The 17,935-nt window shown below is 58.8% G+C and carries 18 protein-coding genes; 5 read left to right on the top strand and 13 right to left on the bottom strand.

The window, feature by feature from the left end; translation table 11 throughout:
- Positions 1-108: 108 nt before the first annotated feature.
- The 4 genes from NL64_RS14995 to NL64_RS14980 all read right to left on the bottom strand — a co-directional run bounded on the left by NL64_RS14995 (position 109) and on the right by NL64_RS14980 (position 2,963).
- Positions 109-717: a TetR/AcrR family transcriptional regulator gene (locus tag NL64_RS14995; protein ID WP_034148847.1), complete on the bottom strand. Its 609-nt coding sequence runs from the start codon at positions 715-717 to the stop codon at positions 109-111.
- A 29-nt stretch (positions 718-746) separates the two neighbouring features.
- Entirely contained in the window at positions 747-1,130 is a 384-nt protein-coding gene (locus NL64_RS14990) for a tautomerase family protein (RefSeq protein WP_034148846.1), read from the bottom strand.
- A gap of 94 nt (positions 1,131-1,224) precedes the next feature.
- Positions 1,225-1,650 (bottom strand): helix-turn-helix domain-containing protein, encoded by a 426-nt coding sequence (locus NL64_RS14985; RefSeq protein ID WP_253277090.1) that lies wholly within the window; start codon positions 1,648-1,650, stop codon positions 1,225-1,227.
- Positions 1,647-2,963, bottom strand: a complete 1,317-nt coding sequence (locus tag NL64_RS14980; protein ID WP_034148844.1) for a type II toxin-antitoxin system HipA family toxin — start codon at positions 2,961-2,963, stop codon at positions 1,647-1,649. The genes NL64_RS14985 and NL64_RS14980 overlap by 4 nt, the downstream gene beginning before the upstream one ends.
- Before the next feature lie 409 nt (positions 2,964-3,372).
- Here NL64_RS14980 and NL64_RS14975 point away from each other — a divergent pair, with 409 nt between their 5' ends.
- The gene (locus tag NL64_RS14975) at positions 3,373-4,653 is read left to right on the top strand and encodes a serine/threonine transporter (protein WP_034148843.1); all 1,281 of its coding nucleotides are present in this window, start codon (positions 3,373-3,375) and stop codon (positions 4,651-4,653) included.
- Positions 4,654-4,887: 234 nt separating this feature from the next.
- Here NL64_RS14975 and acnB read toward each other — a convergent pair whose 3' ends face one another.
- Positions 4,888-7,488, bottom strand: coding sequence for a bifunctional aconitate hydratase 2/2-methylisocitrate dehydratase (gene acnB / locus NL64_RS14970; RefSeq protein ID WP_034148842.1), 2,601 nt, complete (start codon positions 7,486-7,488; stop codon positions 4,888-4,890).
- A 459-nt stretch (positions 7,489-7,947) separates the two neighbouring features.
- On the opposite strand from acnB, the gene NL64_RS14965 reads away from it, so the two are divergent.
- Entirely contained in the window at positions 7,948-8,418 is a 471-nt protein-coding gene (locus tag NL64_RS14965; RefSeq protein WP_034148841.1) for a DUF1289 domain-containing protein, read from the top strand.
- 86 nt (positions 8,419-8,504) lie between these two features.
- Here NL64_RS14965 and NL64_RS14960 read toward each other — a convergent pair whose 3' ends face one another.
- A complete protein-coding gene (locus tag NL64_RS14960) occupies positions 8,505-9,368 on the bottom strand; it encodes a universal stress protein (RefSeq protein ID WP_034148840.1) in 864 nt (287 codons plus the stop codon).
- Between the two features lie 160 nt (positions 9,369-9,528).
- Between NL64_RS14960 and NL64_RS14955 the strand changes: the two genes are divergently transcribed.
- Positions 9,529-10,137, top strand: a complete 609-nt coding sequence (locus NL64_RS14955; RefSeq protein ID WP_034148839.1) for a tRNA-(ms[2]io[6]A)-hydroxylase — start codon at positions 9,529-9,531, stop codon at positions 10,135-10,137.
- Between the two features lie 83 nt (positions 10,138-10,220).
- On the opposite strand, the gene NL64_RS14950 is transcribed toward NL64_RS14955, so the two are convergent.
- The 7 genes from NL64_RS14950 to NL64_RS14920 all read right to left on the bottom strand — a co-directional run bounded on the left by NL64_RS14950 (position 10,221) and on the right by NL64_RS14920 (position 15,681).
- Positions 10,221-10,709: a GFA family protein gene (locus tag NL64_RS14950; RefSeq protein WP_034148838.1), complete on the bottom strand. Its 489-nt coding sequence runs from the start codon at positions 10,707-10,709 to the stop codon at positions 10,221-10,223.
- Positions 10,710-10,754: 45 nt separating this feature from the next.
- Positions 10,755-11,213 (bottom strand): PaaI family thioesterase, encoded by a 459-nt coding sequence (locus tag NL64_RS14945; RefSeq protein WP_223505058.1) that lies wholly within the window; start codon positions 11,211-11,213, stop codon positions 10,755-10,757.
- Positions 11,214-11,357: 144 nt separating this feature from the next.
- On the bottom strand, positions 11,358-11,975 hold the full coding sequence (locus NL64_RS14940; RefSeq protein WP_034148836.1) for a DNA-3-methyladenine glycosylase family protein: 618 nt from the start codon (positions 11,973-11,975) through the stop codon (positions 11,358-11,360).
- A gap of 4 nt (positions 11,976-11,979) precedes the next feature.
- Entirely contained in the window at positions 11,980-12,792 is an 813-nt protein-coding gene (locus NL64_RS14935) for an isocitrate lyase/PEP mutase family protein (protein WP_034148835.1), read from the bottom strand.
- 28 nt (positions 12,793-12,820) lie between these two features.
- Positions 12,821-13,903: a bifunctional transcriptional activator/DNA repair enzyme AdaA gene (locus NL64_RS14930; protein ID WP_034148834.1), complete on the bottom strand. Its 1,083-nt coding sequence runs from the start codon at positions 13,901-13,903 to the stop codon at positions 12,821-12,823.
- A gap of 169 nt (positions 13,904-14,072) precedes the next feature.
- Positions 14,073-14,693, bottom strand: coding sequence for a LysE family translocator (locus tag NL64_RS14925; RefSeq protein WP_034148833.1), 621 nt, complete (start codon positions 14,691-14,693; stop codon positions 14,073-14,075).
- Positions 14,694-14,784: 91 nt separating this feature from the next.
- Positions 14,785-15,681: a DMT family transporter gene (locus NL64_RS14920; RefSeq protein WP_034148832.1), complete on the bottom strand. Its 897-nt coding sequence runs from the start codon at positions 15,679-15,681 to the stop codon at positions 14,785-14,787.
- Positions 15,682-15,770: 89 nt separating this feature from the next.
- Between NL64_RS14920 and NL64_RS14915 the strand changes: the two genes are divergently transcribed.
- Both NL64_RS14915 and NL64_RS14910 read left to right on the top strand, forming a co-directional pair.
- On the top strand, positions 15,771-17,102 hold the full coding sequence (locus tag NL64_RS14915; RefSeq protein WP_034148831.1) for a PLP-dependent aminotransferase family protein: 1,332 nt from the start codon (positions 15,771-15,773) through the stop codon (positions 17,100-17,102).
- A 98-nt stretch (positions 17,103-17,200) separates the two neighbouring features.
- Positions 17,201-17,794 carry a LysE family translocator gene (locus tag NL64_RS14910; RefSeq protein WP_034148830.1) on the top strand — a complete coding sequence of 198 codons (594 nt, stop codon included), beginning with the start codon at positions 17,201-17,203 and terminating at the stop codon, positions 17,792-17,794.
- Positions 17,795-17,935: the final 141 nt, after the last annotated feature.

Here is a 17,935-nt window from a genome sequence, read left to right as displayed (position 1 = left end):
TGGTTGAGATTGCTGGCTGCGCGATGATTTGGCAATGCCGTCTTCGACACTGCGCTCTCAGTGTAGGAGCTGGCGCAGCCTGCGAACTTTTATGCTCAGCAAAGAATATTAAAGCGGGGATGAGGAAGGAGGCTTTTCTTGCGTAAGAAAACTCCGCGCCGCTGCGAGAATTTCATCCGAAAGGGCATCGTCCCGAGTCGCCCGGGCCAGCGTCAGTGCTCCGACCATCAACGAGAACTGCACCAACACGTCCTGCCGGTTGCTGGTGGCGTCATCTTCGTCCGTCAGTTTGCCCAGTGTATCGAGCAGCCCATGCAAACCCGCCATGAACGGCTCATGCAAGCCACTCTCGGAGGCCTCGCGGCACATGTCCCCGGCAAAGGCTACCACCGGGCAGCTATCGCCCGGGTTATCGCGGCTGCCAGCGGACAGATACGGCTCGATCACTGCCCGACGCGCGTCGGCTTTACTGTCGGCTGCGGCGATGCGTTCCTTCCAGCGTCCCGCGGCCTCTTCGAATGCCCGGCCGCTGGCTTCCACCGCCAGTGCTTCCTTGGATTCGAAATGCCCGTAGAAACCACCGTGGGTCAGGCCAGCAGCGGCCATCACATCGACCACACTGATCCCATGCAACCCGCGCTCGCGAAAAAGTCGCGTCGCAGCGTCGACGATGATTTCGCGGTTGAGGTCGGCTTGCTTGCGGGAAACTCGGGGCATGGGCGGCTCACAGTTGCACAGGTTGAAAGTCAGAGGGCGTACTGGGCAATGCCATTGCCGAAGGACCAGTTTTCTTTTTTCACTTCCACCAGATTAATGAAAACGTCCTCCAGGCGTACCGCCAGTTCTTGGTTGAGGCTCTCGGCGATGGTTTTGTAGAGGAGTTTTTTCTGATCGACGGTGCGGCCTTCGCTCAGGGTGATTTGAATCACCACCAGGTTTTCACTGCGCTGGATGCCGAGATATCCCGGATCGAAGATGAAATGTTGCTCATCGTGCTCGGCAAGAATCTGGAAGTTGTCATCCTCCGGCACGCCAATGGCGCTGCGCATGGAGGCGTAGATCAATTGGCCGATGCGTTTGGCGTAGGTGGGATCCTGCTGCTTTTTGATTTCAACGCGAACCAGTGGCATGGAAGGACTCCGGTAGGATGACAGGTCTGTTCAAAATACATGACGGTAGACCTTTAACAACCGGAGAGTGACGAAATGCAGACAAGACAACCACTCAGTCAGACGAGTCCTCGACATCGGCCTTGGTCTTGGCAGTGGTCCGCAGAGAAGCCACTCTACTGAGCTGACCGGCGTACTTGCGTTGAGGATTCGCCCCGCGAACGGGCATTTTAGAGGCCGGCTTGTGCTGATCACCAGGCGGCGTGTAAGTGGCTTTAGTCGCAATAGTCAGCCCCAGGCGCAGCCCGAATTTACGCAGGATGGCATCGATCCTGCTGATGGTTGGATTGCCCTTGTCCTTTTCGATCTGGTACAGGGCCTTGGTCGACATATTGCACATGGCTGCAAAGGTGTCCTGGTCTAGACCGGTCACCTCAAGCCTTAGACGGCGAACAGCAGTTCCCAGGGTTTCGCTTCCCATCTGGTGCTGCAGCATGATGTCGTCAATGAGCTGCTTGCGTTCGTTCGTGGTGTCGTTCATCGAAGGCCCCATTCAGCCAGCCGTTTATCCAGATTGTTCAGCGGAATAGATTGAGCACGTCTCACTTCCTCGGGAAGATTGACCAACAGATCCGGCAACGCTCTAAACGATTCAGCGTCACCTCGCAGGCGCTCGAAGAGTAGATCAGGGCTCACAAATTCCTGGAAAAACTCGCAGATCGCTCTCCAGTCTGGACTTCCCATATGCTCGGGCTTCCACTTGGTGACTCGAGTAATGCCTTCCGGGTCGAGCACCATCGGAGCAAGATCATAGATCGGCGCCAGCTCGAACCGGTCCTGAAGTCTGAAAATGGCCGTGTTGCGCCCATGATTGTCTGAATTTCCGAGGATACGGTTAAGCAGGTCGCGCCGCAGGTACTCCGAGACCAGTTCCTCAAGCTCTGCTTCCTGCCCATTCGTGCGCCACAGGTGGATCAGGCGCGCGAGGACATCCTCATGATTCATCCTCGAACCAGGTTCAGTGTTCCCACATACCGAATAGATTGACTCAACCGCAATTCTTTCCACCACACCGTTGGTGATTCTTCGATCAAAGCGTGGCATCCACAGGCTTGGCTTATCGGCTTCCTCAAGCACAAGCTCATCCTTGGATATTGTGTTCAAACCGAGTTCAGAGATCGCCTTGTAGTAGTGATACTCCGCCCGAAGGATATTCTTGTCGCGTTCAGTGGCCTGGTTGCGAGCAAACTTCACCAGCCAATGACGGTGTGCAAGCGCGTCAGAAAGCATGGCATCGGCATACAGCGCGCCATCCACCCCCTCAACCATAATGAGCTTCGGCGCTTCTCCCTGAGCGCCCGTAGCGCCGCCTAAAGCTGCGCCGGATTCATAGGCGTATTCGAGGAAGTCGTTTGTTCTATCTACAATCTCTTTGCGCGCAAAGGCCTCCCTGCGAGTCTGATCGACATGCTCCACGGACTCCTTCACGCGCAAGTGCCCGATAGGCGAGGGCGTGCAGCGGCCCAGCAGGAAAAAGTCCATGTCCATCCCGTCGGGCTTTTCTCCACCGAAGCGTTTCTGCAATGACTTACGGGCGGCTCCAGCCGGGATGATGTCGTAGACGAAGGGCGGAAACCCTTTGCTATCGACCTGGTCCCAGTTCAACGCAAGGTTCACGCTGATGGCGGGTTCGAACGGGGTCTCTAATTTGTCGATGAATTCGATCAGGTAACGCTGGTCGTAAGAGACGCTGCATCGCGCTGCCTTTACTTGCTCAACGCTTGCCACAGAAAGCATCACGGCATCGCGCCAATGGCCTTCAACGTAAGTTTGTATCGTGAGATGTTCTGCCATGGCGTGGAATCAAATCGGAACTATGATGCCGACTATAGTGGCTTACTCACCCGCTTTCGGCAATATGGTTCCGATTAACCAAAGATTTTAATACTTAGTCGGCATTATAGTGCCGATTGATTTGGCGCAAAACGCGCTGGATTGAGCTGCCAAAATCAGTTCAGACAGCAGGTAAACATTTTTTCCTCTCGGCGCGCCAGAGACCGAAAGCGGTTATAAGCGGTGCCAAATCCTCTCGACACATACCCGCATTCACTAAACCTGGTACCACCGTTCCTCACCTAAGTCTTTGCTTCTGTTCACTAATCCTCCAGAATCGCGCCCCTGTTTCGGCCAGGGCGCTGCCTGTCGGGTACTCCGACGCGTTCTGGCCGGGTGGCAAGTGACCGGAATGTGGAGATCCCACCGGATGAATGATCAGGCCAATAGCGTCGACGAACGCTATGTAGCAGCGACACCAGCGACCCTTTCGAGCTGGAATCGCCAAGACACCACCTGGATGCTGGGCCTTTTTGGCACGGCGATTGGTGCGGGAACGCTGTTTTTGCCAATCAACGCGGGCCTCGGCGGTTTCTGGCCGTTGCTGATCCTGGCGTTGCTGGCGTTTCCGATGACGTTCTACGCACACCGCGGCCTGACTCGCTTCGTGTTGTCCGGCCGTGATGGCGCGGACATCACCGAAGTGGTGGAGGAGCATTTCGGCCTCAAGGCTGGCGCGTTGATCACTTTGTTGTACTTCTTCGCGATCTTCCCGATCCTGTTGATCTACAGCGTGGCGCTGACCAACACCGTGGGCAGTTTCCTCGAGCATCAATTGCACATCATGCCGCCACCGCGCGCCGTGCTGTCGTTGGTGCTGATCCTTGGCCTGCTGGCCGTGGTGCGCTGTGGCGAACAAATGATCGTCAAGGCCATGAGCCTGATGGTGTACCCGTTCATCGTCGCGTTGCTGTTTCTGGCGGTGTTCCTGATTCCGCACTGGAACGGCGGCATCCTGACCACGGCAACCACGCTGCCTGAACCATCGGCATTGCTGCATACCCTGTGGCTGGCGATTCCGGTGATGGTGTTCTCGTTCAACCACTCGCCGATCATCTCGGCCTTCGCGGTTGACCAGAAGCGTCGTTACGGCGATCACGCTGAACAACGCAGCTCGCAGATCCTGTCCCGCGCCCACGCCTTGATGGTGGTGATGGTGCTGTTCTTTGTCTTCAGTTGCGTGCTGACCTTGTCCCCGGCGCAATTGGCCGAAGCCAAGGCGCAGAACCTGTCGATCCTGTCGTACCTGGCCAACCACTTCAGCAACCCGACCATCGCCTTCGCGGCGCCGTTGATTGCATTCGTGGCCATTTCCAAGTCGTTCCTGGGGCACTACATCGGCGCCAGTGAAGGTCTGAAAGGTTTGATCGTGAAAATCGGCAAGCGTCCAGCGGCCAAGACCCTGGATCGTATTGTCGCGGCGTTCATGCTGGTGGTGTGCTGGATTGTCGCCACGCTGAACCCGAGCATCCTCGGCATGATCGAAACCCTCGGTGGCCCGGTCATCGCGGCGATCCTGTTCTTGATGCCGATGTATGCGATCCGCAAGGTGCCGGCGATGGCGCGTTATCGCGGCCAGGCGTCGAATGTGTTTGTGGTGGCAGTAGGTTTGGTGGCGATTTCGGCGTTGATCTATTCGCTGAGTGCGTAACCCACAATATCTGCGTCAACTCTGTGGCGAGGGAGCTTGCTCCCGCTGGGCTGCGAAGCAGCCCTCATCCAAACACTAGGATTTCAGATAAACCGCATACACCGGGTTTACGACGGCTTCGCCGCCGAGCGGGAGCAAGCTCCCTCGCCACAAAAAGCCTTCAGTGCTAAAGCTCAAGGCAAAAAAAACGCCGCTCATCTCACGATGGGCGGCGTTTTTTATTGCGTTGTAACGTTAGGCTTGAACGACCGGGATGTTGGCGTTCGCAGCAGCTTCACGGAACTCGGCGATCTGGTCGAAGGACAGGTAGCGGTAGACATCAGCCGCCATGCTGTCGATCTTGCCAGCGTATTCCATGTACTCCTCGACGGTCGGCAGGCGACCCAGGATGGAAGCAACCGACGCCAGCTCGGCCGAAGCCAGGTAGACGTTAGCGCCGTCACCCAGACGGTTCGGGAAGTTACGGGTCGAAGTCGACACAACAGTCGAGTTCGGCTCTACACGTGCCTGGTTACCCATGCACAGCGAGCAACCCGGCATTTCCATGCGCGCGCCAGCCTTGCCGTAGATGCCGTAGTAGCCTTCTTCGGTCAGTTGGTGAGCGTCCATCTTGGTCGGCGGCGACAGCCACAGACGGGTTGGCAGCTGACCCTTGACCTGTTCCAGCAACTTGCCGGCAGCGCGGAAGTGGCCGATGTTGGTCATGCACGAACCGATGAACACTTCGTCGATCTTCTCGCCAGCAACGCTGGAGAGCAGTCGAGCGTCGTCCGGGTCGTTCGGAGCGCAGAGTACAGGCTCCTTGATGTCGGCCAGGTCGATCTCGATGATTTCGGCGTACTCGGCGTCCTTGTCCGCTTCCATCAGCTCAGGGTTGGCCAGCCAGGCTTCCATCGCTTGGGCGCGACGCTCCAGGGTACGGGCATCGCCGTAGCCTTCGCCGATCATCCAGCGCAGCAGGGTGATGTTCGATTGCAGGTACTCAGCGATCGACTCTTTCGACAGCTGGATGGTGCAACCGGCAGCCGAACGTTCAGCCGAAGCGTCGGACAGTTCGAACGCTTGCTCGACGGTCAGCTTAGGCAAACCTTCGATCTCCAGGATGCGACCGGAGAAGGCGTTTTTCTTGCCTTTCTTCTCTACGGTCAGCAGGCCAGCCTGGATCGCGTAGTAAGGAATGGCGTGAACCAGGTCACGCAGGGTGACGCCTGGCTGCAGTTCGCCCTTGAAGCGAACCAGGACCGACTCAGGCATGTCCAGCGGCATGACGCCAGTAGCTGCGGCGAACGCCACCAGGCCGGAACCGGCCGGGAACGAGATGCCGATCGGGAAACGGGTGTGGGAGTCACCACCGGTACCGACGGTGTCTGGCAGCAGCATGCGGTTCAGCCACGAGTGGATGATGCCGTCGCCCGGACGCAGGGAAACGCCGCCGCGGGTCATGATGAAGTCAGGCAGGGTGTGGTGGGTGGTCACGTCGATCGGCTTAGGGTAAGCCGCGGTGTGGCAGAAGGACTGCATCACCAGGTCGGTCGAGAAGCCCAGGCACGCCAGGTCTTTCAGTTCGTCACGGGTCATTGGACCGGTGGTGTCCTGGGAACCCACGGTGGTCATCTTCGGTTCGCAGTAGGTGCCCGGACGAACGCCGGTCACGCCGCAAGCCTTGCCGACCATTTTCTGCGCCAGGGTGAAACCCTTGGTGCTTTCAGCCGGAGCTTCAGGCTTCTTGAACAGGTCCGAAGGTGGCAGACCCAGCTCGGTGCGAGCCTTCTCGGTCAGGCCACGGCCGATGATCAGCGGAATACGGCCGCCAGCACGCACTTCGTCCAACAGGACCGGGGTCTTCATTTCGAAGGTGGTCAGGACTTCGTCGGTGCCGTGCTTGCAGACTTTGCCAGCATGCGGGTACAGGTCGATCACGTCGCCCATGTGCATGTTGGAAACGTCGAACTCGATTGGCAGTGCGCCAGCATCTTCCATGGTGTTGTAGAAGATCGGAGCGATTTTGCTGCCGAAGCAGAAACCGCCGGCACGCTTGTTCGGCACGTAAGGAACGTCGTCGCCGAAGAACCACAGTACCGAGTTGGTCGCCGATTTACGCGAAGAACCAGTACCTACCACGTCACCGACGTAGGCGATCGGGAAGCCCGAATTGCGCATTTCTTCGATCTGCTTCATCGGACCGGTGACGCCTTGTGCGTCAGGCACGATGCCGTCGCGAGCCATTTTCAGCATGGCCAGGGCGTGCAGCGGGATGTCCGGGCGGGACCAGGCATCAGGAGCAGGGGACAGGTCGTCGGTGTTGGTCTCGCCAGTCACCTTGAATACGCGCAGGCTGATCTTGTCGGCCAGGGTAGGGCGGTTCTTGAACCACTCGCCGTCAGCCCAGGATTGCAGAACGCCTTGGGCGTGAACGTTGCCGTTCTTGGCTTTTTCAGCCACGTCGTGGAAAGCGTCGAACATCAGCAGCGTGTGCTTGAGTTCTTCGGCTGCTACTGGAGCCAGTTCGGCGTCGTCCAGCAGGTTAACCAGAGTCACGATGTTGTAGCCGCCCTGCATGGTGCCGAGCAGTTCAACAGCGCGCTTCTTGTCGATCAGAGGGGATTTGGCTTCGCCTTTGGCGATAGCGGAGAGGAAACCAGCCTTGACATAGGCTGCTTCGTCCACTCCAGGTGGAACGCGATTGGTGATCAGGTCAACGAGGAAAGCTTCTTCGCCAGCCGGGGGATTTTTCAGCAGCTCGACCAGGCCTGCAGTTTGTTCGGCGTTTAGCGGCTGGGGAACGATACCCAGTGCTGCACGCTCTTCGATATGTTTGCGGTAGGCTTCAAGCACAGTTATTACCCTCATCAGTGGTCCCAAATGGGTGTCCGGGACGCTCATCCCGAAATTGCCGTACTCATGCGCTGCATGGCGTTGTGAGCCACTTAGCCAGAATTACCGACAATTCCTTACAGAAGCTGCTTTCAAAGTTTTACGCCTGCAGAACGGGAGCTGATGAGGGTTGGCGTTGGGTTTTTCCCCGCTGGAAAAACCCCTCGCCAACACCGCTCTGAAGGAACGACTGTGCTCGTGACGCTTTGAAAACAGCTTCTAACGGACATTGGCGCCTAAAAAGGCAGGCTGATTCTACGGCAAAAAAAAATTAAAGGTAAGTCGGGAACTATTGGACTTTGGTGGTGAATCGTCACCGCAGCCCCTTTGGGCCGCAAACCCTGAACTTTGAGGGGTGATCAATGTGGGCCAAAGGGCTAACATGCGGGCCTGTTTTGCTTTTTCGCGTTTTGCCTACCTATGCCCAATCAGACCATCAAGACCCCCTGCGTCGGCCTTTGCTCCACTGTTTACGGTGATCTGGTGTGCCGTGGCTGCAAGCGTTTCCACCATGAAGTGATTCACTGGAACGGCTACAACGAGGAAGAAAAGCGCGCCGTGTGGCTGCGTCTTGAACAATTGCTGTCCCAGGTGATGGCTGCCAAGGTGGAAATTTTCGATCCGGCGCTGCTGAGAATGCAGCTGGAACAGCGCAAGATCCGCTTCGTGCCGCATCAGTCGGAGTATTGCTGGGCGTACCAGTTGATCGCGCGGGGGGCGCGGGTCATCAATAATCTGGAAGCCTACGGGATGGTGCTGCTGCCGGAATTTCGCGACTGGAACCTGCCGGAATTGCGCGATGCCATTGATCGGGAATTTTTCCTGCTCTCCGAGGCGCATTACCAGCGCTACATTGCGCCCGGGTTCCTCAAAGACGCCTTCGGCGCCTGAAAAGATCGCAGCCTGCGGCAGCTCCTACAGGTTGAATGCAAATCCCATGTAGGAGCTGCCGCAGGCTGCGATCCTTTGATCTTCGATCAATGCTTGACCGCCAACTCCTCCAGATGATCCTCAATCTCCTGCGGCTTGAGCACCAGCACATCGCTCTCCACCGTATCGAGCAGCACTTCCGCGGTATTGCCAATCAACGTCCCTGACAACCCGCTGCGCGCCACGGTGCCAATCACCGTCACAGCCGCCTGCAGTTTGTGCACCATGAACGGAATCAACACATCCGCTGGTCCTTCTGCGATGTGCAGATGCTCGTCGTCGATGTCGAACTCTGCCTGGAACGCTTTGCACTGCTCTCGATAGCGCGCCTCGATGGTTTCGCTGAGCTGCAACGTGGGGTCGGACGCCGACAGCATGGGCGATGGATGCGCACTGATCACGTGCAAATGCGCCTTGGCCAGGCTGGCGATGTCATAGCCGTAATCGATGATGGTGTTGTGCAAGTGGCGGTGTTCGCTTTCCATATTGCCGACGTCGACGGCCGCCAGAATCACTTTGTCCTTCCACGAACCGGCGGTTTTAACTAGCAGCACCGGTGTCGGGCAGTGGCGCAGCAGTTTCCAGTCCGCCGGGGTCAGCAAGGCTTTTTTCAACGCGCTGTCGGGGAAATGCTGTTTGACCACCAATCCGCAGCCTTCCGCCTGCTGCACGTCGACGATGGTTTCGTGCAGGCTTTCGTTCCACGCCTGCTCGGTGGTAACGCTGTAACCATCTTCAAGCAGGGCAGCCTTGAGCACGCTAAGCATGGCGCTGTGATCATGCTTGCGGTCGCACACCAGCAGGTGCAAATGCGCCTGGGTCACACCGGCAATCAATTTCGCTCGTTTGAGCGCCAGGCTTTCCGAGTGTTCGGGGTCGATGACCACCAGAATGCTGCGTATGGCTTGCATGATCGGGATCTCCTGAAATTTAAAAGCATGGCGTTGCACAACTATAGTTGCTGGCGGGCGTTCGGCGACTTGATGCATATCAACGGTGGTGACTGGTGGTCTTCGGGCAGGCCGGTATAATCGGCGCCCTTCGTTTTATACCCATTTATCCGTGAGCCCCATGATCCTTCCCGAAATTCACGAGTTCCTCGGCTGCCGCACCCCCGATGGCTGGGTTCAAGCCGCTCTGGCCGATCAGGACACCTTGCTGATCGACCACAAGAATTGCGAGTTCAAGGCGGCCAGCACGGCGCTTAGCCTGATTGCCAAATATCACTCCCACGTCGATCTGATCAACATGATGTCGCGTCTGGCCCGGGAAGAGCTGGTGCACCACGAGCAGGTCATGCGCCTGATGAAAAGACGCAAGATTGAGTTGCGTCAGCTGTCCGCCGGACGTTACGCCTCGGGTCTGCGCAAAGTGGTCCGCAGCCACGAGCCGGTCAAACTGGTGGATACGCTGGTGGTTGGCGCGTTCATCGAGGCCCGCAGTTGCGAGCGTTTCGAAGCGTTGGTGCCGCATTTGGACGAAGAACTGGGCAAGTTCTACTTCGGCCTGCTGAAAAGTGAAGCGCGGCACTTCCAGGGTTATCTGAAACTGGCGTATCAGTATGGTGATGCCAAGGACATTGCTCAGGTAATCGACAAGGTTCGCGCCGCCGAGCAGGAGTTGATCGAGTCGCCGGATGTGGAGTTTCGGTTCCACAGTGGTGTGCCCGTAGCGGCGTAAAGATCAAAAGATCGCAGCCTGCGGCAGCTCTTACATTGAAACGCGATCCCATGTAGGAGCTGCCGAAGGCTGCGATCTTTGCTTTAACGGCTCAATCCCAGACGTTCATGCCATTCGGCAATGGACTCTTCGGGATAAGCGTCGAACTGTTTATCGCCATGCCTCACTTCGGCTTCCACCCAGGGGGCCTTGGAATCCAGCAGCAAATGCGTATGTTCCGGCGGCACCGGCAGCGGGGTGTCGATGGCGGAAGCAAACGGGTGGATCAGCTCCGGCCATTCGGGGCTGAATAACCATAAACCAGAACCGCACATCGAACAGAAATGTCGCTCGGCACTGCTGCGGTGCGCGCGTTTCTCGCCTTCGCCTTTGAGCAGCGCATGGTAAATCGCAATATTCTTGCGCCCACGTACTTTCAGGCTGTTGGCATCACCGGCAATGTTGATCGCATAACCGCCACCGCCCTGGGTCTTGCGGCAAATCGAGCAGTAGCAGCGTTGATAAGGGTAGGGGTGGGCGCTGGTCAGGCTGAACGACACCGCGCCGCAATGGCAGGAACCTTCGAGGTGCATGGGGATCTCCGGCTAACTTGAACGAGCCCAGGATAGACTAGACCGTCAGCGCTCCTCGACAGGCACCAAAATCGCTTCGCCGGTCGCCACCAGTTTCAGTTGATCTCCGGTTTGCGCGAACAACTCGGCATGGGCAAATACCTGCTTTTTGCCTGCCTTCACCACGCGCCCCCGAGCAATGAAAACTTCACCGACCGCCGGCGCCAGGCAGTTGACTGAAAAGTGCGATGCCAACACGTTACCGGCCACCGTTCCCGCAGCAAAGCCACAGGCCGTATCGAGCAATGCACCAATAAGCCCGGCATGCAGGAAACCCGCATACTGCGCCATGTCGGTTTCGCGAAAAGCCATGATGAGTTCCGCTTCACCCCTTTCGGCGCGGGTGACGTCGAAGCCGGCCCAACGGTTGAATGCTGAAGTTGAGTTGATGTGTTTGAGTGTGTTGAGCATCGCGAGTCCCTCCGATTGAGGATTTACCATGCGCCTCAAACCAGGTGGCGTCATTGACCATTAGCGAGGGTGATGAACAGTTGGGTGAGCGGTGAATGGACTGAAGGCTTCGCGAGCAGGCTCGTTCCCACATTGGGTCTTCGGTGTTCAGAGAGCCCCTGTGGGAGCGAGCCTGCTCGCGATGAACGATAACGCGGTCTATCGGCTGGGCACTCGCCACAAATACCAGGAAGCCACTGTCCGAAACGGACTCCACGCCAAGCCAATTTCAATCATTTGCTTACGCGTTGGCTGCACCTCCAGCCCCTTGAACCGGCGATAGCCTTCACGCACCCCAAAGTCATCGGCCGGTAAAATATCCGGTCGCTCCAGGCTGTAGATCAATAGCATCTCCACAGTCCAGCGGCCTACACCGCGCAAGGTGATCAGGCGTTCGATCAGCGCCTCATCGTCCATGGCCAGCGCCGTGGCGTAATCCGGGACCACACCATCCAATGCTGCCTGGGCGATGCCTTGAATGGTTGCGATCTTGCTGGCGGAAAAGCCGCAACTGCGCAATCGATCAAAATCCGTGGCCACAATCTGCTCAGGCCGTGGAAACGACACCGACGGGTACAACGCCAGCAACCGGCCGACAATCGCATCCCCGGCCTTGGCGTGCAGCTGCTGGTAGGCAATCGCCCGCACCAGTGACTCATAGGGATCACGGGCGGCGTGGGGTTGATGCAGGCAGGGGCCGATGGCAGCGATGTGTCGGCGCCAGTCCTCATCAAGGGACGCTAAAAACTCAGTGGCGTGCAGGTAATCGTCCGGCATGGGTTCAGGCTTTTCCGGGCGGCTTCAGCAGCGCGTTGACTTCGCCATAAGTGAAAGCCTTGAGATCGTGGCTGTCGAGCTTGCCGGTTTGCAAAAAGTTTTTCGCCAAAGTGGCCATGGCGCCATACATGAACTCGGCGAGGCCCGAACCGGCACTCAAACGGCGCACGCCAAGTGTTTTCAGTTCTTCAGGCGACGGCAGGCCGGGAAAACCGAGGACATTGACTGGCAGCGTAGTGCCCCGGCACAGCGCTGCGATTTCGTACTCCGATGTCACGCCCGCCGCAAACAAGCCGTTGGCGCCCGCCGCCTGATACAGCGCAGCACGCCTGAGGGTTTCGGCCACGCGATCTTCGGCGGGGACCAGGTTTCTGAGGTAGACATCGGTGCGTGCGTTGATAAACAAATTCACGTTGCGGCGAGCGGCAACCTTGCGGGCGGTTTCAATTTTGCACACCAGCAATTCAGGCGACGCGGCGCCGTCCTCGATATTGATCCCGACCGCACCGGCGACAATGACCGCGTCCACCACTTCGGCAACCCGTGCCAGGTCATCGGAATAGCCAGCCTCGATGTCCACGGTCAACGGCACCGAGATAACCCGTGCAATGGATTCGACCGTCGACACCAGACGCTCAAGGGGCAGGGTGTTGCCGTCCGGATAACCATGGACCCAGGCCACCGCTGCGCTGCTGGTAGCCACAGCCTTGTTGCCCAGTTGTTCCACCAGTCGCGCCCCGGCGGCATCGGCGACATTGGTGAGGATCAGCAGACCGTCCTGGTGCAGTGTGTGCAGTTGATCGTCGAGCCTGGCCATCAAGCGTTCTTCCTTTTGAAATGGGGGATCAGAATGCGAGTTGTTGAGTGATCTGCACCGCCGCGTTCTCCAGCCTGAGCAGAAACGCCTTGCGCGGTTGGCCTCCAGCGTAGCCGGTCAGCGAGCCGTCAGCGCCAATCACGCGATGGCAGGGCAGCACAATCGAGAGGCGGTTGTGACCGTTGGCCAACCCCACTGCGCGACTGGCGCCGGGTTTGCCCAGAAGGGCGGCAATCGCGCCGTAAGTGGTGGTCTGCCCATAGGGGATTTTTGCCAGTTCGGCCCACACCTGGCGGGAGAACTCGCTACCCGGCATGTGCAGGGCAACGCTGAATTCGGTTCGTTCGCCTGCGAAGTACTCGCTCAGTTGTACTTCGATTTTCTGCAAATGCCCGTTGTGCCCCGGCGCCACCGCGTAACCGAAACGGTTCTGCAGTGCTTCCACTTCACGGGTCAGGCTGGGCTGGTCGAGAAACTCCAGCAACACCAGCCCACGACGCTCGGCCATGGCGATCATCGGTCCCAGCGGTGTGGTCAGGCGCGTAAACAGCAACGGCTCACTGTTGGCGGCGCGGCCGGGGGTGATGTGGAAAGATTTCTGAAAGGCATCGCGAAAACCGCTCAGGGATTCATAGCCGGAGTCGAATGCCACGTGGTCGATGGAATTGCCCTGTTTGATCCCGCCCAACGCCATGCCAAGGCGCCGAGTACGCAGCCAGGCGTGAAAGGTCATGCCGAAATGCTGTTTGAACCAGCGCCGCAGTTTCAGCGGTTCGATGCCTTCGGCCAGTAACTGGGCGTCGGTCCAGCGTTGCTCGGGATCCGCATCTACCGACTTCAGCAGCTTCTGTACCCAGCCCGGCGCAATGGCGGCGGCGTCCATGGGTTTGCAACGCAGGCAAGCGCGGTAACCCGCCGCCAGGCATTCATCGGCATGGGCGAAGAACTCGACATTTTCCGGTTTCGGGCTGCGTGCGGTGCAACCGGGGCGGCAGAAAATACCGGTGGTCTTGACCGCGGTAAAAAACACCCCCTCGTAGGCGGTGTCTCGTTCGAGCATGGCGCGGACCATCTCGGCGCGGGTGGGCAGGAGCGTGCTGAATAAGTTCATGGGCCCAGCATAGAACGCGACATCGGCAGCCTCCACCGAAAAATCGACAGCGAATTCCAGTTCTCCGCGATCCCCTGTAGGAGCTGCCGAAGGCTGCGATCTTTTGATTTTGTTTTTCAAAGATCAAGATCAAAAGATCGCAGCCTTCGGCAGCTCCTACATTGTTTTCTCAGGTTCGACGTGCCATCAGCAACACCGAAGCCGCCGCCGACAACAACCCTGCGCAGCACCGGTTGAAAATCCGCTTCCCCGAAGGTTTGGCAAACCAGCGGCGCATGTGCAAACCCATGTAGGCGTAAGCCGCGATGGCGATCCATTCGAGCATCAGGAACAACGCGCCCAACACCGCAAACTGTGGCGTGATCGCACGGGTCGGATCGACGAACTGCGGCAGGAACGCGGTGAAGATCAAAATGGCTTTGGGGTTGCCGGCCGCTACCAGAAATTCTTGCCGAGCCAGCGCCAGCATGCCCACGGGCGCACTGTTCACCACGTTTTCTGCGCCGGGGTCCGCGCGCCACAATTGCCAGGCGAGGTAAAACAGATACGCCGCACCGAGGATCTTGATCCCGTAGAACAACAATTCCGAGGTCTGCAACACCACCGCCAGGCCTGCCGAAGCGAGGGCAATCATTCCGGCGAAGGCGAGCAAGCGGCCAGCCCCGGCCAGGCACGCGGTGCGATAGCCATAGCGGGTCGAATTGCTCACCGACAGCAAGTTATTCGGGCCGGGCGCCATGTTCAGGGCGAAGCAGGCCGGGAGAAAAAGGGAGAGGGTGGCGAGGTCCATGATCGGCTCCAGTAGCAAGTACCGTATTTTTATCACGGCTGGCGGGTGGTTTGCCCCGTACAGTCATGGACCTAAAGCGGCGTATCAGTGGCTAGCGGGAGAACTTCTTCGCTCCGGCCACACAGAGAATCACCGCGACGGTCACCCCGAGCATGCCAAGGCTGACGTGCTCGTGGAGCAAGGTTGCCGCCAGCGCCAATCCAAAAAACGGCTGCAGCAATTGCAATTGTCCGACCGCAGCAATCCCGCCCTGGGCCAGGCCGCGATACCAGAACACAAACCCGATCAACATGCTGAACAGCGACACGTAAGCCAGACTGAACCAGGCCGGCGTGCTGATGTTGGCGAAGGTCGCAGGCATGCGCCAAAGCGTCAGCGCAGCCATGACCGGCAATGCCAGCACCAGCGCCCAGGAAATCACTTGCCAGCCGCCGAGCGTGCGGGACAACTTCGCGCCTTCGGCATAACCGAGGCCGCAGGCCAGGATCGCCAGCAGCATCAGGATATCGCCCTGCGGTGAAGCGGTAAGACCCTGGGCAACGGCAAACCCGACCACCAGCAGGCTCCCCAGCACCGAGAAGATCCAGAACACCGGCCGTGGGCGCTCACCACCGCGTAGGACGCCGAACACCGCGGTGGCGAGAGGCAGCAGGCCGACGAACACGATGGAATGCGCGGACGTCACGTATTGCAGCGCCAAAGCGGTCAGCAGCGGAAAACCGACCACCACGCCCAGTGCGACGATGATTAAAGGCACGAGCTGATGGCGCGCAGGGCGTTTTTCCTTGAACAGCCACAGCAGGCACAGGGCCAGAATCGCCGCGATGGTAGCGCGGGCGACCGTCAGGAATACCGGGTCAAATTCCAGCACCGCCACTCGTGTCGCAGGCAGCGAACCGCTGAAAATCACCACACCGATCAGTCCGTTGATCCAGCCGCTGGCGCTGCTTTCCAGCGTCGTGTTTTGTACGTTCGAAGTCCGTTCCATTTGGCTCACGCTCATTGTTTGATTGCACTAAAGCCATGGTATGGCTGACTATCGGTACAATCAAAAAATTGTCATGGATACATCTCGACATGCCTCGTTCCCGCTACAAATCGCTGGTTGATGCGTTTGCCGCTGATATTCGCTCCGGAGGCTTGCCGCCGGGTACGCGTCTGCCGACTCATCGGCAACTCGCCACTGAGCATGGACTGGCGCTGGTCACGGCCAGCCGGGTTTACGCCGAGCTTGAAAGCATGGGGCTGGTCAGCGGCGAAACCGGGCGCGGGACGTTCGTCAGGGAAACCTCTCTGCCGCCCGGGCAAGGCATCGCGCAGTCCGTGGTCGCGGCGGGGATGATTGACCTCAATTTCAACTATCCGTCGTTGCCAGGGCAGGCTGATCTGTTGCGCAATGCCCTGCGCCAGCTCGCGTTGTCTGGAGACCTGGAGTCGCACCTGCGTTATCAGCCACACGCGGGACGCCTGCATGAGCGGGCTGCGGTCGCGCGTCACCTGAGTGAGCGCGGGTTGAGCGTGCCGGCCGAGCAGGTATTGATCGTCAGCGGCGCCCAGCATGGGCTGGCGGTGACCTTGATGACGCTGCTCAAGCCTGGGGATGTGATCGCCGCCGATGCGTTGACGTACCCCGGTTTCAAGACCCTGGCCGAAACGCTGCACCTTGAGGTCCTGCCCATTCCGCTCACCGACAAGGGACCTGATTTGCCGGCCCTGGAAAAACTCTGCCGGAGTCGTTCGGTGCGCGCAGTGTATTCGATGCCGACTCTGCATAACCCGCTGGGCTGGGTGATGGCGGCCGATCAACGCGAACAATTGGTGGTAATAGCGCGCCAGCATGACCTGACGATCATCGAGGACGGCGCCTACGCCTTTCTCGCTGAAGATGCACCGGCGCCCTTGGCTGAGATGGCCCCTGAAAGAACAGTGTACGTTTCAGGTCTGTCCAAAAGCGTCGCCACCGGGTTACGCGTGGGATTTGTTGCGGCGCCGGAAAAATGGGTGGCGGCATTCGAACGCACGATCATGGCGACCACCTGGAACACCCCCGGCGTGATGACGGCCCTGGCGGTTGCCTGGCTCGAGGACGGCACAGTGATCAAACTCGAGGCGCAGAAGCGTGCGGACGCACAGGCGCGGCAAGCCTTGGCGCGTGAGGTGTTGGCCGGGCTCAATTACGTCAGCCATCCAAATTCATATTTCATCTGGCTGCCATTGGACGAAGAGGCGCGGGCGGACCAGATCGCCATGGCGTTGATGCGCGAGCAAGTGTCGGTGTCGCCCGCCGAACCTTTCGCGATCTCGACCCATGTGCCGCACGCGATTCGCCTGGCGCTGGGGTCGGTGGACATGGACTCACTTCGCGAAGCCCTGGTGAAAGTGAAGAGGGTGGTGGGCTATTACTCTTAGCGCTGGGGTATCAGAGAGAAGGGCAGTTTTCTTCAATACGCGTACCTGCGGGCCATTTACCTTGGGGCCTGGTTCAACTGACAGGAAGTAGGTGTGCGATGAGTCTGATGATGTCCATGGCGGCGTTTGCGTTGGCCGCTTCGATAACGCCGGGGCCGGTGAACATTGTGGCGTTGAGTTCCGGGGCGCGTTTCGGTTTTCGCGCCAGCCAACGGCACGTGGCCGGTGCGACCCTGGGTTTTGTGTTGTTACTGGTGTTGATGGGGCTGGGACTGCACGAACTGTTGCAGCTTTGGCCGGCCATGACCCAAGTGGTGCAGTGGGCGGGCGTGGCGTTTTTGCTGTACATGGCCTTCAAATTGGCGGCGGATAACGGGCAGCTTGAGTCGAAGGAGTCAGGCCGGGCTCCGTCGATGCTGTATGGCGCGGTGATGCAGTGGCTCAACCCGAAAGCCTGGCTGGCTTGCGTGGCCGGGATGGGCGCGTTCGTCGCCGATGGCGAAGCGCGGCTGGTCTGGCAGTTCGCTGCGGTGTACCTGGTGATCTGTTATTTGTCGGTGGGCTGCTGGGCCTATGCCGGGACATTCTTGCGCGGCTACTTGAATAATCCGGCGGGCATGCGCTGGTTCAACCGGATCATGGCGTTGTTGCTGGCGGTGAGTGCGGTGTATCTGGTGTTGCCGAGCCACTGACACCCAACGGTTCTTTATATCGTGGAAAACCTGTGGCGAGGGAGCTTGCTCCCGCTGGGCTGCGAAGCGGCCCTTGGCATTCTTTCAGGCAAACGTTGCGTGCAGGTTTTGCGACGGCTACGCCGCCGAGCGGGAGCAAGC

Source organism: Pseudomonas fluorescens (genome assembly GCF_000802965.1).
GTDB classification, from domain to species: domain Bacteria; phylum Pseudomonadota; class Gammaproteobacteria; order Pseudomonadales; family Pseudomonadaceae; genus Aquipseudomonas; species Aquipseudomonas fluorescens_A.
The sequence above is the reverse complement of the archived record's forward strand: the minus strand, read 5'-3'. Positions and strand labels throughout refer to the sequence as shown.

Excerpts from the sequence above, each read along its gene's own strand:
- NL64_RS14995 (WP_034148847.1), bottom strand. The coding sequence starts at position 717 with ATGCCCCGAGTTTCCCGCAAGCAAGCCGACCTCAACCGCGAAATCATC.
- NL64_RS14990 (WP_034148846.1), bottom strand. The coding sequence starts at position 1,130 with ATGCCACTGGTTCGCGTTGAAATCAAAAAGCAGCAGGATCCCACCTAC.
- NL64_RS14985 (WP_253277090.1), bottom strand. The coding sequence starts at position 1,650 with ATGAACGACACCACGAACGAACGCAAGCAGCTCATTGACGACATCATG.
- NL64_RS14980 (WP_034148844.1), bottom strand. The coding sequence starts at position 2,963 with ATGGCAGAACATCTCACGATACAAACTTACGTTGAAGGCCATTGGCGC.
- NL64_RS14975 (WP_034148843.1), top strand. The coding sequence starts at position 3,373 with ATGAATGATCAGGCCAATAGCGTCGACGAACGCTATGTAGCAGCGACA.
- NL64_RS14965 (WP_034148841.1), top strand. The coding sequence starts at position 7,948 with ATGCCCAATCAGACCATCAAGACCCCCTGCGTCGGCCTTTGCTCCACT.
- NL64_RS14960 (WP_034148840.1), bottom strand. The coding sequence starts at position 9,368 with ATGCAAGCCATACGCAGCATTCTGGTGGTCATCGACCCCGAACACTCG.
- NL64_RS14955 (WP_034148839.1), top strand. The coding sequence starts at position 9,529 with ATGATCCTTCCCGAAATTCACGAGTTCCTCGGCTGCCGCACCCCCGAT.
- NL64_RS14950 (WP_034148838.1), bottom strand. The coding sequence starts at position 10,709 with ATGCACCTCGAAGGTTCCTGCCATTGCGGCGCGGTGTCGTTCAGCCTG.
- NL64_RS14945 (WP_223505058.1), bottom strand. The coding sequence starts at position 11,213 with ATGACGCCACCTGGTTTGAGGCGCATGGTAAATCCTCAATCGGAGGGA.
- NL64_RS14940 (WP_034148836.1), bottom strand. The coding sequence starts at position 11,975 with ATGCCGGACGATTACCTGCACGCCACTGAGTTTTTAGCGTCCCTTGAT.
- NL64_RS14935 (WP_034148835.1), bottom strand. The coding sequence starts at position 12,792 with ATGGCCAGGCTCGACGATCAACTGCACACACTGCACCAGGACGGTCTG.
- NL64_RS14930 (WP_034148834.1), bottom strand. The coding sequence starts at position 13,903 with ATGAACTTATTCAGCACGCTCCTGCCCACCCGCGCCGAGATGGTCCGC.
- NL64_RS14925 (WP_034148833.1), bottom strand. The coding sequence starts at position 14,693 with ATGGACCTCGCCACCCTCTCCCTTTTTCTCCCGGCCTGCTTCGCCCTG.
- NL64_RS14920 (WP_034148832.1), bottom strand. The coding sequence starts at position 15,681 with ATGGAACGGACTTCGAACGTACAAAACACGACGCTGGAAAGCAGCGCC.
- NL64_RS14915 (WP_034148831.1), top strand. The coding sequence starts at position 15,771 with ATGCCTCGTTCCCGCTACAAATCGCTGGTTGATGCGTTTGCCGCTGAT.
- NL64_RS14910 (WP_034148830.1), top strand. The coding sequence starts at position 17,201 with ATGAGTCTGATGATGTCCATGGCGGCGTTTGCGTTGGCCGCTTCGATA.